The sequence below is a fragment of the Nocardia sp. NPDC056064 genome, from assembly GCF_042266925.1.
Taxonomy (GTDB): Bacteria; Actinomycetota; Actinomycetes; order Mycobacteriales; family Mycobacteriaceae; genus Nocardia.
Genome location: NZ_JBHJWO010000001.1, coordinates 1,687,167 through 1,701,073 on the forward strand (window position 1 = coordinate 1,687,167; position 13,907 = coordinate 1,701,073).

At 70.9% G+C, this 13,907-nt stretch carries 14 protein-coding genes and 1 pseudogene; 7 read left to right on the plus strand and 8 right to left on the minus strand.

The window, feature by feature from the left end; genetic code table 11:
* Window positions 1–1,415, plus strand: a pseudogene (locus ACFC06_RS07775) (hypothetical protein); the annotation flags it as partial.
* Here the strand turns inward: ACFC06_RS07775 and ACFC06_RS07780 are convergent.
* Both ACFC06_RS07780 and ACFC06_RS07785 read right to left on the minus strand, forming a co-directional pair.
* Window positions 1,412–2,377: a LysR family transcriptional regulator gene (locus ACFC06_RS07780; RefSeq protein ID WP_375928949.1), complete on the minus strand. Its 966-nt coding sequence runs from the start codon at window positions 2,375–2,377 to the stop codon at window positions 1,412–1,414. The pseudogene ACFC06_RS07775 and the gene ACFC06_RS07780 sit on opposite strands and share 4 nt — an antisense overlap.
* Window positions 2,378–2,445: 68 nt before the next feature.
* Window positions 2,446–3,954, minus strand: a complete 1,509-nt coding sequence (locus ACFC06_RS07785) for a flavin-containing monooxygenase (protein WP_375928951.1) — start codon at window positions 3,952–3,954, stop codon at window positions 2,446–2,448.
* A gap of 37 nt (window positions 3,955–3,991) precedes the next feature.
* On the opposite strand from ACFC06_RS07785, the gene ACFC06_RS07790 reads away from it, so the two are divergent.
* Window positions 3,992–4,531, plus strand: a complete 540-nt coding sequence (locus tag ACFC06_RS07790) for a GNAT family N-acetyltransferase (protein ID WP_375928953.1) — start codon at window positions 3,992–3,994, stop codon at window positions 4,529–4,531.
* Window positions 4,532–4,534: 3 nt separating this feature from the next.
* Here the strand turns inward: ACFC06_RS07790 and ACFC06_RS07795 are convergent, their stop codons facing one another.
* Complete coding sequence (locus tag ACFC06_RS07795) at window positions 4,535–5,341, minus strand: tyrosine-protein phosphatase (protein ID WP_375928955.1); 807 nt, start codon at window positions 5,339–5,341, stop codon at window positions 4,535–4,537.
* A 29-nt stretch (window positions 5,342–5,370) separates the two neighbouring features.
* The gene (gene zapE, locus ACFC06_RS07800; protein WP_375928957.1) at window positions 5,371–6,390 is read right to left on the minus strand and encodes a cell division protein ZapE; all 1,020 of its coding nucleotides are present in this window, start codon (window positions 6,388–6,390) and stop codon (window positions 5,371–5,373) included.
* 35 nt (window positions 6,391–6,425) lie between these two features.
* On the opposite strand from zapE, the gene ACFC06_RS07805 reads away from it, so the two are divergent.
* From ACFC06_RS07805 to msrB, 4 genes are all read left to right on the plus strand, one after another.
* Window positions 6,426–7,187 (plus strand): pyrimidine reductase family protein, encoded by a 762-nt coding sequence (locus ACFC06_RS07805; RefSeq protein ID WP_375928959.1) that lies wholly within the window; start codon window positions 6,426–6,428, stop codon window positions 7,185–7,187.
* Window positions 7,188–7,219: 32 nt separating this feature from the next.
* A complete protein-coding gene (locus tag ACFC06_RS07810; protein WP_375928961.1) occupies window positions 7,220–8,776 on the plus strand; it encodes an alpha/beta hydrolase in 1,557 nt (518 codons plus the stop codon).
* 82 nt (window positions 8,777–8,858) lie between these two features.
* The gene (locus ACFC06_RS07815) at window positions 8,859–10,178 is read left to right on the plus strand and encodes a glycosyltransferase family 87 protein (protein WP_375928963.1); all 1,320 of its coding nucleotides are present in this window, start codon (window positions 8,859–8,861) and stop codon (window positions 10,176–10,178) included.
* 64 nt (window positions 10,179–10,242) lie between these two features.
* Window positions 10,243–10,665: a peptide-methionine (R)-S-oxide reductase MsrB gene (msrB, locus tag ACFC06_RS07820; RefSeq protein WP_375928965.1), complete on the plus strand. Its 423-nt coding sequence runs from the start codon at window positions 10,243–10,245 to the stop codon at window positions 10,663–10,665.
* Window positions 10,666–10,714: 49 nt separating this feature from the next.
* On the opposite strand, the gene hemQ is transcribed toward msrB, so the two are convergent.
* Genes hemQ through ACFC06_RS07840 form a run of 4 tightly spaced genes read right to left on the minus strand, consistent with a single transcriptional unit; the run spans window position 10,715 to window position 13,353 of the window.
* Window positions 10,715–11,410, minus strand: a complete 696-nt coding sequence (gene hemQ, locus ACFC06_RS07825; RefSeq protein WP_375928967.1) for a hydrogen peroxide-dependent heme synthase — start codon at window positions 11,408–11,410, stop codon at window positions 10,715–10,717.
* 28 nt (window positions 11,411–11,438) lie between these two features.
* Window positions 11,439–11,594: a hypothetical protein gene (locus tag ACFC06_RS07830; RefSeq protein ID WP_278264119.1), complete on the minus strand. Its 156-nt coding sequence runs from the start codon at window positions 11,592–11,594 to the stop codon at window positions 11,439–11,441.
* 52 nt (window positions 11,595–11,646) lie between these two features.
* A complete protein-coding gene (locus tag ACFC06_RS07835; RefSeq protein WP_375928969.1) occupies window positions 11,647–12,885 on the minus strand; it encodes a globin domain-containing protein in 1,239 nt (412 codons plus the stop codon).
* 3 nt (window positions 12,886–12,888) lie between these two features.
* Window positions 12,889–13,353: an RrF2 family transcriptional regulator gene (locus ACFC06_RS07840; protein ID WP_375928971.1), complete on the minus strand. Its 465-nt coding sequence runs from the start codon at window positions 13,351–13,353 to the stop codon at window positions 12,889–12,891.
* A 136-nt stretch (window positions 13,354–13,489) separates the two neighbouring features.
* Here ACFC06_RS07840 and ACFC06_RS07845 point away from each other — a divergent pair, with 136 nt between their 5' ends.
* Complete coding sequence (locus ACFC06_RS07845; protein WP_375928973.1) at window positions 13,490–13,897, plus strand: hypothetical protein; 408 nt, start codon at window positions 13,490–13,492, stop codon at window positions 13,895–13,897.
* Window positions 13,898–13,907: the final 10 nt, after the last annotated feature.

Genomic DNA, 13,907 nt, shown 5'->3' on the forward strand with positions numbered 1-13,907 from the left:
CCGACAGCCCGACCCGTACCGACGGGCTGGCTCAATCCGGCGGCCCGACTCATTCCAACAGCCTGGCCGGCTCCGACAGCCTGGCCGGTTCCAACGACCTGGCCGGTTCCAACGGCCTCGCCGGTTCCGACAGCCCGACCCGTACCGACGGGCTGGCTCAATCCGGCGGCCCGACTCATTCCAACAGCCTGGCCGGCTCCGACAGCCTGGCCGGTTCCAACGGCCTGGCCGGTTCCAACGGCCTCGCCGGTTCCGACAGCCTGGCCCGTACGGACGGGCTGGCTCATTCCGGCGGCCCGGCTCATTCCGAAAGCCTGGCCGGTTCCCGCGGCCGGGCTCGTTCCGAGGGGTCGGGCAGTTCCGACAGCCTGGCCCCTACCGACGGGCTGGGTCGCTCCGACAGCCCGGCCAGTTCCGACAGCCGGGTTCGTACCGACAGCCCGGCCCATTCCAATGGCCTGGACCGTTCCGTCAGCCCGGATCGGTCGGCTGTCCCGGACCCGACGGACACCGCGTTCACCCGGGACGAATCGGCGACGACGGGAGCGCTCGAGAGCAGCGGCGATTTCTCGGCGGACACTCGCGATGGTGTCGGCCCCATCGCGGGGGACCCGCGTGCCGCCGGGTTGACTGCCGGGGATCGTAGCGAGCACTCCGATCATGGCGGCACCGCCAACGGGTTCCATTGGTCCTTCGCCGAGGAGACCGCCACCACGGAACCGGTCGCGCCGCGAAATGGGCACGTGCGCAATGGCTTCACCACCGATTCGGCGCGTCGTGCCGATTCTCTCTTCGATGACTTCACACCGCGCGACCGCCTGACCACGCCACTTACCGCGACGGAGGTACCGGACCGGCTCGACACGGCACCGAACCGGCACCCGGCGCCCGAGCCGTCCGTCACCCAGGCCCCGGATTCGACGGCTCCCTTCGCCGCCCTTCCCGACGAACCGGGCACCGGCACGCAGCGGCTGATCACGCCCCAGCCGACCAACGCGGCGGCGGCCGACGCATCGGTGAGCTCCCCCGCCGCGAATCCTCCCGCTCGGCTCGCGCCGCTCCAGGACGTATCGACGGCAACGTCCACCGGCGCGGGCGACGCCGCCGGACAACAGAACGCGCCTACTCCCCCGACGAACCCGAGCCCGGCCCCCGAGCTCACCACCCCGCCGGTGGAATACGATCCGCCCACCATCGGTCTGCCCAAGGATCGCGATCTCACCGCGCCCACCGATCCGGCGCCGCCCACGGCCACCGACGCGGCGGGGATCACGGTGACGGGTACGTTCCGCGCATTCGACATCGAACGCGCGCACGTGGACAAGCTGCAGGCCATGCTCGACGAGCTGAAGCGGTCGGCGGGGCTGCCGCCGGGGCGGCGGGACGTGTTCGGGCCGCCGACGCCCGAGAGTTAGGCCGAGGCCGGTTCGGCGCGCGCGGCGACGAGTTCGACCGGCGGCGCGACCAATTCGACGGTGGGTGCGCGCGTAGCGAGGACCTCGGCGATGAGCTCGCGCAGCGCGCGGTGGCCCGCGTCGGCGGTATTGCGCGGATGCCAGGCCATGGCCACGACGGGGTCGGGCAGTGGCAGCGGGATGTCGAACACGGTCGCGCCCAGTGCCGCGCAGGCGGGTGCGGTCAGCAGTTCCGGTGCGGGACAGACCAGTTCGGTCGTGGTGACGGTGAACAGCGCGGTGGACAGATCGGGCACGGTCGCGATGACCCGCCGGGTGCGGCCGTGCAGGGCCAGGCGGTCGTCGATCGGGCTGTGGGTGCGGCCGGTCGCCGAGACCTCCAGGTGCAGCGCGGAGGCGTAGGCGGCGACGGTGGGTCGGGTCGCGGCGAACGGGTGACGCGCGGCGGCCACCCCGATCCAGCGATCGGCGAACAGGCGCTGCACCACCGTTTCCGGGTCGGTGCGCCCGAGCATGCCGACCTCGACGTCGACGCGTCCGTCCCGCAGTGCGACGGACCCGTCGGCGGGATCGGCGGCCAGGAACCGCACACTCGCGCCGGGCAGTTCGGCCCGCACCGCGGCCAGCAGCGGCCCGGACAGCCGCGCCGCCACCGCGTCCCCCACCCGGACGACGAAGTCGCGGTGCCTGCCCGGCCCGCCGCCCTCGCGCGCGGTGAGCAACGCGCGTGCCTGCTCGACCAGGTGCGCGACATCGTGGCGCAGCTCCAGCGCGCGCGGTGTGGGCACCAGGGCCCGGCCGGAACGCACCAGCAGCGGGTCGTCGAGCACGGCGCGCAACCGGGTCAGGGTGCGGCTCATCGCCGAGGTGGAGGTCTGCAGCCGCCGGGCGGCCTCGGTCACGCTGTTGGTGTCGAGCAGCGCGTCCAGCGCGAGCAACAGGTTCAGATCCAGCGCATCCACGCGAGGATTATCACCATTGCCGGTATCGCCTCGCGGCGTTGCGCGACCACGAACCGGCGTGTCGGGCGCTATCCCTCGGTGACCGCGGCCGGCGCGGGCGCCGCGGCCACGGGGACGACCGGACCACGCAGCACACCCCGGTAGGACGCGGGCCGCGCCGGGCGCAGCCACTGGCCCACCCGGGTGCTCCACGGCAGTGTCCGGCCCAGGTCCTCGAGCATCTCGTCGATGGCCGCCAGTGAGAACGGGCTCACCGAGGCGCCGTGCGCGTGCCTGCCGTCGGTGCGCTCGCGTGACCAGGCCAGCTGCTCGTCGATCTCTGAGTTCATCAGCTCCGGCATGGGCGGCACGAATTTGCCGGTGAGCAGGCCGGCGATCCAGTGCGCGCCGACCTCGGCGCCCAGCGCGCTCAGGTTCGAGCTGTTGTAGCCGGCGAAGGTCAGGTTCGGGACGTCCACGGGCAGGATGTTGCGGAAGAGCCGGAAGTCGCCCGCGTCGTCGGTGAGCGCGCGCCGCACGAAGGGGGTGAGGAAGGGCACCTCCTGCTTGTAGCCGGTCGCGCAGACGACGAGCTCGGCCAGCCGCACGCTGCCGTCGGCGAGGCGGACCGCGGGTCCGTGCTGACCGCCGATGAGTTCGGTGACCTCGGTGTCGCGGCAGACCTGGATGCGGCCCGCCTCGACCTGGTCGATGAAGCCCTCCGTGGCCAGGCTCGCGCTGCTGGTGGCGATATCGGTGATCGAGCCCTCGGGCTCGAGGCCCAGCTCGCGCAGCCGCAGCTTGCGGATGACCCGCTCCTGCAGCAGGTCCATATTGGTCTGGCGCAGGGCGAGCCGGTCGAGCAGGCGTTCGGCCCGGTGCGGGAGGCGGGAGCGGAAGTGCGCCTCGCCCGCCCGGGTCAGCAGCAGGCGTTCGTAGTCGATGCCGGCGCCGAAGGTGCGCGGCATCTTCCAGGAGAGCCTGCGGGCCACCACGGTGGTCTCGTCGGCGAAGTGGCTGACGGCCTCGGCGACGTCCCAGGCCGACTTGCCGTACCCGATGACGACCACCGACCGGTCGCGCGCCTGCTCGGCGTCACGGAACTGCGAGACGTGGCCCAGCTGTCCCCCGGCGGCGCGGAAGGCGGCCTCACCGGGGAGCGTGGGCAGCACCGGGTCGCTGTGCACGCCGTTGGCGACGATCAGGTGATCGCAGGAGGTGTGGTGCACCCCGTCGCGGTCGCGGATCTCGAGCAGCCAGCCGCTGTCGACCGGGTCGGCCGCCACCACCTGGGTGCCCAGGCGTAAGGCGTCGGACAGCCCGAAATGCTGCGCGTACCCGGCCAGATAGGCCTGCATCTGCTGGGCGTCGGGCCAGCGCGGATAGTCCTCCGGCATGGGGTGGTCGCTGAACTGACCGGTGTACTTGCTGTTGTGCGCGCTCAGCCCCGGATAGCGGCGTGTGGCGCTCCACACACCGCCGACATCGGGCGCCCGGTCGTAGACCTCGACCGGGAAACCCGCCTGGCTCAAAACCTTCGCGCAGGCCAAACCCGCCACTCCCGCACCGACGATCCCGATGCGGCTACCGCTCGTCATGGCCGAGAGATTACTCGACCCGTGCTGTACTGGATTGATGACCAACAGTTCCGTCGTCGTCGATCGGGCCGGGCTCTGGGACGCCGAAGCGCTCAGTGACGTGGCCGCGGCGACCTTTCCGCTGGCCTGCCCGCCGGAGGCCAGCCCGGGCGACATCGAGATCTTCCTCGAGCAGGTGCTCTCCGGCGAGCGCTTCGGCGAATACCTCTCGGATCCGGACCGGACGGTGCTCAAGGCGGTCGAGGGTGACGAGATCGTCGGCTACGCGATGCTCGTCGCCGGACGCCCGGCCGACCCGGAGGTGGACGCGCTGGTCCGTCCCGGCACGGTGGTGGAAGTGAGCAAGATGTACGTGCTGCCCGGCCATCACGGCAGCGGGGTGGCCGCGGCGCTGATGACGGCGGTGGTCGCGGTCGCGCGCGAGGCGGGCGCGCAGGCGCTGTGGCTGGGGGTCAACCAGGCCAACGAGCGCGCGCAGAGGTTCTACGCCAAGCACGGTTTCACCCGGGTGGGCACCAAGACCTTCCTCGTCGGCAACCAGCTGCACGACGATTTCGTCTTCGAACGCGAGCTGTGAGCCTCAGGCGAGCAGTTTCGTACGCAGCGCGGTGATCTCGGACGGGGTCAGGCCGAGGCCGTCGCGCACGTAGGCGTCGAAGCTGCCGTAGGAGCGGTTCACCTGGTCGAAGGCCGCGTCGAGCCATTCGCCCTGCACGCCGTTGAGCGGGTCACCGGGGACGGCGTTGCGGTAGGTGTTGGACAGCAGGAAGTCGGCGGTGACGGTCGCGCGGTCCACGCCGAGCAGGCTCAGCAGCACCGCCGAGGTCCAGCCGGTGCGGTCCTTGCCCGCGCTGCAGTGGTAGAGCACCCCGCCCTCGGCGGCGATGATGCCGCGCAGGACCGCCGCGAACGCCTCGTCGGCGCCGGGCGCGGTGATGAAGGCCCGGTACATGCCCTCCCCGCCGAACAGGGCGCCCGCCAGGATCAGTGGCGGTGCCTGGCCGATGACGTCGTAGGAGTGCCCGGTCGCGCCCACGGGCAGCTTGTCGGGGGCCAGCGAGCGTTCGTAGCCGGTGCGCAGGTCGTCGACGACGGTGACGCCCAGCGCGGTGAGCCGCGCCAGATCGTCCGGGGCGGCCTTGTCCAGCGCGCCGGAGCGGAAGACCAGCCCGGTGCGCACCCACCGGCCGTCGACGGTGCGATAGCCGCCCGCATCCCTGGCATTGGGCACGCCGGAGAGCCCGAGCAACCGGACGGCGGCGGTGTTCTCCTCGGCCGGTGCGGGCGCGGCGAGCACCTGCCCGGCGGCCGGGCCGATGAGCAGGGCCACGGCGGTCGCGACGGACAGGCTCGCACGCACGGCACGGACTCGGGGCACTGTCAGCATGCCCAGAAGCTACACCCGGGCACCGACGATCACGCGGCGGCGGCCTCGAATCGCGACAGCGCCAGCAGCCGCGAGATGGCGCGCAGGTACTTCTTGCGGTAGCCGCCGTCGAGCATCTCCTGGGAGAAGATCTCGTCGAGCTTGGCGCCGGAGACCGTCACCGGGATGCTCGCGTCGTAGAGGCGGTCGGCCAGCACGACGATGCGCAGCGCGACGGCCTGGTCGGTCACCGGGTGCACGCCGGAGATGAACACCGAGCTCACTCCGGTGATCAGCGCGCCGTACTTCGACGGGTGCAGCGTGCTCAGGTGCTTGAGCAGCGAGTCGTAGTCGTCGAGCGTGGAACCCGGTGTGGCGGCGGCCCGTTCGGCCAGCACGTCCGGGGAGGTCGGCTCGGGAGCGGGCGGCAGGTCGCGGTGGCGGTAGTCGGGACCGTCGACGCGCACCGGCTCGAAGATCGAACCCAGCTTCTTGATCTCGCGCAGGAAGTCCTGGGCGGCGAAGCGGCCTTCGCCGAGCTGGCTGGGCAGAGTGTTGGAGGTGGCGGCGATCGACACACCGGCGGCGGACAGCTCGGTGAGCAGGCGCGAGACCATGGTCGTGTCGCCCGGGTCGTCGAGCTCGAACTCGTCGATGCACAGCAGGCTGTTGGCGGAGAGGCGCTCGACGGCGTTGACGAAGCCCAGCGCGCCGACCAGGTTGGTCAGCTCGCCGAAGGTGCCGAAGGACTTGGGCGCGGGCGCGCTGTGGAAGATCGAGGCGAGCAGGTGGGTCTTGCCGACACCGAAACCGCCGTCGAGGTACAGCCCGGCGCCCGAGATCGCCTTCTTCTTGCCGAACAGGCTCTTCTTGGAGGCGGCCTTGTGGATCTTGTTCACCTGACCGGCGAATTCCTCGGCCTTGCGGACCGCGGCGGCCTGGCTCGGTTCCTTGGGGTCGGGAATGTAGGAGGCGAAGCTGACCTCGTCGAACATGGGCGGAGGCACCATCTGGGCGACGAGCTGGTCGGCCGGGACCTCCGGATGGCGATCGACGAGGCGTTCTTGCATGGACAAATCGTACGGACGTGGTTGCATCGGACCCTATGCAGCGTATCCACAATGTGACCCAGCTCGCAGACCTCGACGACGACGCACTGGCCAGGTGTTACGCATACCCGCGCCAGCTGGCCGGTCCGTGGGTGCGGGCCAACTTCGTGAGCAGCATCGACGGGGCCTTCGCGGTCGACGGCGTGTCCAAGGGGCTGGGCACCGACGCCGATCACCGGGTGTTCCACATCCTGCGCGAACTGGCCGAGGTGATCCTGGTCGGCGCGGGCACCGTGCGCGCGGAGAACTATGGCGGCGCGCACCCCGATCCGCAGCGGCGGCGGACCCATTTCCAGCACGGGATCGGGGGCAGTGCCGACGGGTCCCCGCCGCCGGTCGCGGTGGTCACCGCGAGCGCGCGCCTGGACCCCGCGGCGAAGCTGTTCACCGACGCCGAGACCGCGCCGCTGATCATCACCACCGCCCACGCCGGGGCCGACCGGCTCGCCGCGCTGCGCGACGCGGGCGCCGAGGTGGTGGTGGCAGGCGAGGCGGCGATCACCGCGCAGGCGCTGGTCCGGGTGCTCGCCGAGCGCGATCTGCACCGGGTGCTGTGCGAGGGCGGACCGCATCTGTTCGGGCAGCTGGCCGAGGCGGGGCTGGTCGACGAGCTGTGCCTGAGCACCTCGCCGGTGCTGGTCGGCGGGGCGGGCGGGCGAATCTCGCTGTCGGCGAGCGGTTTCGATCAGCCGATGGCCCGCAAGCAACTGGTCCTCGCCGAGGACGGCACCGTCCTGGCCCGATGGGCCCGTCGATGAAACCTGGCGCCGAACCTGGCAGTGTGTAGCCCATGCGCTGGACTCGGGCCGCGGCGACGGCCGCGACACTGTCGATCATGCTCGCGGGATGTGGGGCAGGCCCGTCGGATCGGCCCGGCGTCGCGGTCGAACGTCCGGGCGCGGGCGGCGGTGCGCAGACCGAGGCACCCGTCGCACCGGAACCGGCCACCGCCGAGGTCCCCAAGACCGACCTGGCCTGGCGTGACTGCACCGCCGCGACCCTCGGCTCGCTCGACTTCGGTCCCGCCCCGGCCGGGCTGGTGCTCGACTGCGCGGAGTTCTCCACCCCGATCGACACCGCGGGCACTGTGATCGGCACCTTCCGCACCGGCGCGCTGCGCGCCCGGCTGCCGCAGACCCCCGCCGACGCCCCGCCGCTGGTGCTCACCTCCGGCTCGGACCGTTCCTCGTCCTCGACGCTGGCCGGTCTCGCGATCGGCCCCGACAGCGCGCTGCTGGCCGCCCAGCCCATCGTCGCGGTGGACCGGCGCGGCATCGGCGCCTCCCAGCCCATCGACTGCATTCCGGCGCAGTTGCGCGCGGTGTTCACCGATCTCGGCCAGTTCGGTGTCGGCAGCGACGACCGGGTCGGCGCGGTGGCCGGGTACAGCCAGGACGCCACCATCGCCTGCCGCGATTTCCTGCAGCCCTACGAGGGCACCTTCGACGCGCCGCACGCCGCCGACGACATCGAGCAGCTGCGCAAGCAGTGGCAGGTCGACAAGATCAATCTGCTCGGCACCGGCAACGGCTCGAAAGTGGCGCTGAGCTACGCACGGCGCTACGGCGATCACCTGGCCCGCCTGGTGCTCGACGCCCCCGAACCGGTCAACGCCGACGCCACCACCATGACCGAGGCCCGCGTCACCGGCGCCGAGGCCGCGCTCACCGCGTTCGCGCAGCGCTGCAAGGCCGCCAACTGCGCGCTGGGCGCCGATCCGCGCGCGAGCGTCACCGCGCTGATGACCAAGGCGAACGCCGGTGAGCTCGGGGACATCTCCGCCGCCGACCTGTCCACCGCGCTCACCGGGTTCTTGTCCAGCCCGCGCGGCGACCAGGCCACCCGGGTCACCGCGCTGGCCGACATCCTCGCCGCCGCCGACCGGGGCGACCGCGGCCCGCTGTCCGCGCTGGTCGCGCGCGAGACGGCCGCGATCAACTCCGACGGCGAGTTCGTCAACCGGTGCACCGACAGCCAGCAGTCCCCCACCCCGGACAAGGCCCGCGAACTGCTGCAGACCTGGTCGAGCAAGTACCCCGTGTTCGGTCCGACCGCGGCCGTCGGCCTCATGGTCTGCTCGGCCTGGCCGGTCTCCACCGCGCCGCCGCTGCCCAGCAAGCTGGACATGCCGGTGCTGGTGTTCACCGGGGTGGCCGATCCGGTCGTCGGCGGGCCCGCGGCCTCGGTCACCGGCGCGCTCGGTGTCGCGGGTGCCCGGCACGCCACCATGACCTGGCAGGGCTGGGGCCATCCGGTGCTCGCGCATTCCGGGTGCGCGCAGAAGGCCGCCAACGCCTATCTCGCGGAGGCGAAACTGCCCGGCGACGGCGGCGCCTGCCCGGCCTGACCGACGCGCTGACCCCGGCGTTTCGGCGCGTCGGACGGGTCCGGCGACACCATCACCCGGCGATTCGGTGTACCGTGCCCCAGTGTTGTTCCGACAGCTCGAGCCCCGTACCGCTCGCACCTCCGCCGAGGTGATCAAGTTCGCACTCTGGCCCTTCGCGGTCATGACGGTGCTGAACCGTGTCTTCATCAAGGCGATCAACGGGTTCATCACCGACGACTACCGGCCGGTCTACAACGCGTCGTTCGAGTTCCTCAACGGCAGGCCCCTGTACACCGCCGACTTCTCCTCGGTCGACCCGCACTATCTCTACTATCCGAGCGGGACGCTGCTGATCGCGCCGGTGGCGGTCATCGAGTACGAGCTGTCGCGCTGGCTGTTCATCGCGCTCAACGCCGCCGCGATCCTGATCGCCTGGTACCTGCTGCTTCGCCTGTTCAAGTTCGGGCTCGGCTCGATCGCGGCGCCCGCGCTGCTGCTGGCGATGTTCGCCTCCGAGACGGTGACCAACACGCTGGTCTTCACCAATGTCAACGGCTGCCTGCTGCTGGCCGAACTGGTGTTCCTGCACCTGCTGCTCAAACGCCGCGATCTCTGGGCGGGTGTAGCGCTCGGGTTGAGCATCGCGGTGAAACCGACGCTGGCGCCGTTGCTGCTGCTCGCGGCGGTACGCGGGCAGTGGAAGGTCTTCATCACCGCGCTCGGTGTGCCGGTGGCACTGACGGCCATCGCCTGGCCACTGTCGGCGGATCCCGAGAAGTTCTTCACCCGGGTGGTGCCGTATCTGGCGGAAACCCGCGACTACTTCAACAGCTCGATCGGCGGCAACGGCGCCTACTACGGCCTGCCGCACTGGCTGATCCTGCTCACCCAGGGCCTGATGGCGGCGATCGTGGCCGTCACGCTGTGGCTGCTGTGGCGCTACTACCGCCACGACGAGCTGTTCTTCGTCACCACGTTCTCCGGGGTGCTGCTCACCGCGTCGTTCCTGCTGCTCTCGCTGGGCCAGATGTACTACTCGATGATGCTGTTCCCGTTCCTGATGTCGGTGGTGCTGCGCAATTCGGTGCTGCGCAACTGGCCCGCCTGGCTGGCGATCTTCGGGTTCATGACCTACGACAAGTGGCTCTCGGACCGCTGGCAGAGCGTCGGGCGCACCCTCGAATACCTGCGGGTGACCTTCGGCTGGGGGCTGCTGCTGATCGTGGTGTTCTGCGTCCTGGGCGACCGCTACCTGGCCGCGCGCCGCGAGGGCAGGCTGCAGTTCGGCATCGACCCGGTCTGGCTGTCGAACGCTCCCCGCGGCGCCACCCCGGCGGTCACCGCGCGCGCCGCCGCCCACGACGAGGACCAGGTCGCCCCGGAGGAGCCGGTCGAGGATCGCGAGCCCGCGCTGAAGTAGCGTTCGCCGCCGGTGTGCCGTCGCCCTCGCGGCGCGCGTCGACGGAAACCATTAGCGTGGAGTGATGAGCTCATCGTTGCCCACGCCGCGCATCCAGCTGTCGCCGCAGCAGTGGCGGGCGAAACTGGACCCGGAGGAATACGCCGTCCTGCGCGAGGCGGCCACCGAACGCCCGTTCATCGGCGAATACACCGACACCAAGACCGAGGGCGTCTACACCTGCCGGGCCTGTGACGCCGAACTGTTCCGCAGCACCGAGAAGTTCGACTCGCACTGCGGCTGGCCGTCCTTCTTCGACCCCGCCGACTCCGACGCGGTCATCCTGCGCCCGGACGACACCCTCGGCATGCGCCGCGTCGAGGTGCTGTGCGCGAACTGCCACAGTCACCTCGGCCACGTCTTCGAGGGCGAGGGTTACCCCACCCCCACCGACCAGCGCTACTGCATCAACTCCATCGCCCTGCGCCTGCAGCCCAAGGGCGAATAGACACGACCGAGGCCCGGTCGAGCTCGACCGGGCCTCGTCGTGGATCAGCTCACGGCAGGGCGGTGACGAGCTTCTCGACCTCGACGCGCGGGCCGGTGAAGAACGGCACCTCTTCGCGCACGTGCAGGCGGGCCTCGGTGGCGCGCAGGTCGCGCATGAGGTCGACGATGCGGTGCAGTTCGGGGGCCTCGAAGGCGAGGATCCACTCGTAGTCGCCCAGGGCCATCGAGCTCACCGTGTTGGCCCGCACGTCCGGGTAGCCGCGCGCGGCCTTGCCATGGTCGGCGAGCATCTTGCGCCGCTCCTCGTCGGGCAGCAGGTACCACTCGTAGGAGCGCACGAACGGGTACACGCAGATGTAGTTGCCCGCGTCCTCCCCGGCCAGGAAGGCGGGGATGTGGCTCTTGTTGAACTCGGCGGGCCGGTGCACGGCCACATTGCTCCACACCGGCGCGCTGGCCCGGCCCAGCTCGGTGGTGCGGCGGAAGTCGGCGTAGGCCGCCTGCAGGTCCTCGACGCGTTCGGCGTGGGTCCACAGCATGAAGTCCGCGTCGGCGCGCATGCCCGCCACGTCGTAGATGCCCCGCAGCACCACGCCCTTGTCGGCGAGGCCGTCGAAGAACTCCCGCGCTTCCTCGAGCGCCGCGGTACGGTCCTCGCCGAGTACGCCCGGCTGCACCTGGAACACCGAGAACATCAGGTAGCGGATGGTGGAGTTGAGAGCCTGATAATCGAGTCGCGCCATGATTCCTATCGTGCCACTGTCGTGCCGGTCAGCTCGGGGTGGCCCGGTCCGTTCGCCACGGCCGGTTCTCGTCGGTGCCGAAGATCGAGACGACGGTGCTGACCCGATCGGCGTGGAATTCGACCGGACCGAGGTCGGGGTCGAGGATGAGGGTGCGGTGTCCGTGCTCGTCGCTGGTGGTCACAGCGGGCGATCATGCCCTATCGCTACCGCCGTGACCGGTGACACGCCGCGGCTCAGACCGGGCAGCTCAGCGCCTGCCAATCGGTGGGCGTGAACTGTTCGACGTGCACGCGTTCGGCGGGCACGCCCGCGGCGGCGAGCTGGGCGCGGGCGGTGTCGAGGAAGCCCGTGGCGCCGCACAGGTAGACCTCGGCGTCGGGTGCCAGGACGACCCCGGTGAGGTCGAGCCTGCCCGTGTGGGCGCCCGGGGTGGGCTCGCCGTACCAGAGCTCGAGGCTCGCGGCGGTCAGCCTGTCCGTCAGTGTGCGCATCCGCTCGCGCAGCGGATGGGTGCCGGGGGCGTGGTCGGCGTGCAGCACCTGGACGGGCCGGTGCGGGGTGCGCGCGGCGAGGTGTTCGAGCACACCGATCATCGGGGTGCTGCCGATGCCCGCCGAGATCAGTACCAGCGGGGTGTCGGCATCGGTGTCGACGGTGAGATCGCCGAAGGGCAGGGTGATCTCGAGTTCGTCACCGGCGAAGACAGTGTCGTGCAGGTGATTCGACACCTCCCCCGCCGGGCAGCCCGGCGCCGCCTGCACCCGCTTGACCGCGAATTCCAGCAGGCCAGCACCGGGAGCGTCGACCAGGCTGTACTGCCGCAGCTGACGCGCGCCGTCGGACAGCCGGACGCCGACCGAGATGTACTGCCCCGGAAGGAACTCCGGTAGCGGGTGTCCGGAATCGGTGGCGGCGACGGTGAAGACGGCGGTGTCCGCCGCGTCGTCGGCGCGCGCGGTCACCCGGACCTTCCGGAACACCTCCCCCGGTTCGACGCCCGCGGCCACGTAGAGCTGCTTCTCCAGGTCGATGAGCGCGTCGGCCATCATCCAGTACACGGCGTCCCATGCCTCGGCGACCGGTGCGGTGACCACGTCGGCGCCGAGCACCTCGACGATCGCGGCGAACAGGTTGTCGTGCACCACCTGGTACTGGTCGGCGGTGATGCCCAGCGAGGCGTGCTTGTGGCCGATCCGGGCGAGCAGCGCGGTGGGGTGCGGCAGCTCGGGGTCGACCAGGTAGCCGGCGAAGGTCGCGATGGAGGCGGCCAGGGCGCGCTGCTGGCTGCCCTGGGCCTGGTTGCCGCGGTTGAACAGGTCGCGTCGCAGCGCGGGGTGCTGCTCGAACAGGGTCGCGTAGAACGTGCGGGTGATGGCGTCGATGTTCGCGCCGATCAGCGGCAGGGTCGCGCGGACGGTGTCGGCGTGGGCCGGGGTGAGTTCGGGGGCGCCGCGACGGACGGATGTGCTCATGGTTCACTCCTGGGAATTACCGGTGCCCGCGCCAGGGTGCGCGAGCAGCTGCAGCAAACGCCCGGCGGGACCGGACACCAGGTCGGCGACGACATAGCGGTCGAGTTCGACGTAGAACGCCGCCTTCGCCTCGGCCAGGAGCTTGCGCAACCGGCACGCCGCGATCAGCGGGCACGGATGCGCGCCGTCGCAGTCGACCACCTCGCGGTCACCCTCGAGCTCACGCACCAGCGTGCCGAGCCCGATCTCGCGCCCGGCCCGGGTGAGCGTGAGCCCACCCATCCGCCCGCGCTGGGCCTCGACCAGCCCCATCGCCACCAACCGGGCGATGGCCTTGGACGTATGCCGCGGCGACGCGCCGACCTGCCGGGCGATGATCCCGGTCGTCACCCGCCCACCCGAATCGTCACCGGCGGCCAGCCGCATGACGGCCCGCAGCGCGATGTCGGTCGAGGGCGAGAGCTGCATGCCACCGAGCGTATCGGCGCGGCCCCGAGTTTCCGCCCCCCGAACCCCGTGCGATCAATTACGTCTCCGCGTGCGTATTTTCCGTCACCGCGAATTCCCCGCAATCTCTGTCGGTCCCCACCGCTACCGTCACGTCATGACCTACGACGACGCGAGCTGGCACTCCGATTCCGTCCACGATCTCGGGCTCGACCCTGAAGCCGCGGGCACCCATATCGCGATGTACATGGCCTGGCTGGTCCTGCACGACCAGGCGACCGCCGAGATGACCGCCCGCGCCGGTGGTCTGCGCGATCGTTCGATCACGCCCGGTTCCTTCCTGTTCGACCAGTGCGCCGGTGAGATCGACAGCTCCATGCTCACCGAGTCCGGCGCCGCTTTCACCGCTGCCACCTATCGCATGTATCTCGGTGCCTACGAATACATTCCCGGCGTCGCCGCCTACGACCCGATGTACTCGGCGCCGGATTCGTGGGAGATCTACGACGCGGTCGCCCCGGAAATCACTCAGCTGCACCGGGATTGGTTGTCGTTACGACGCTGATGTGAGACCA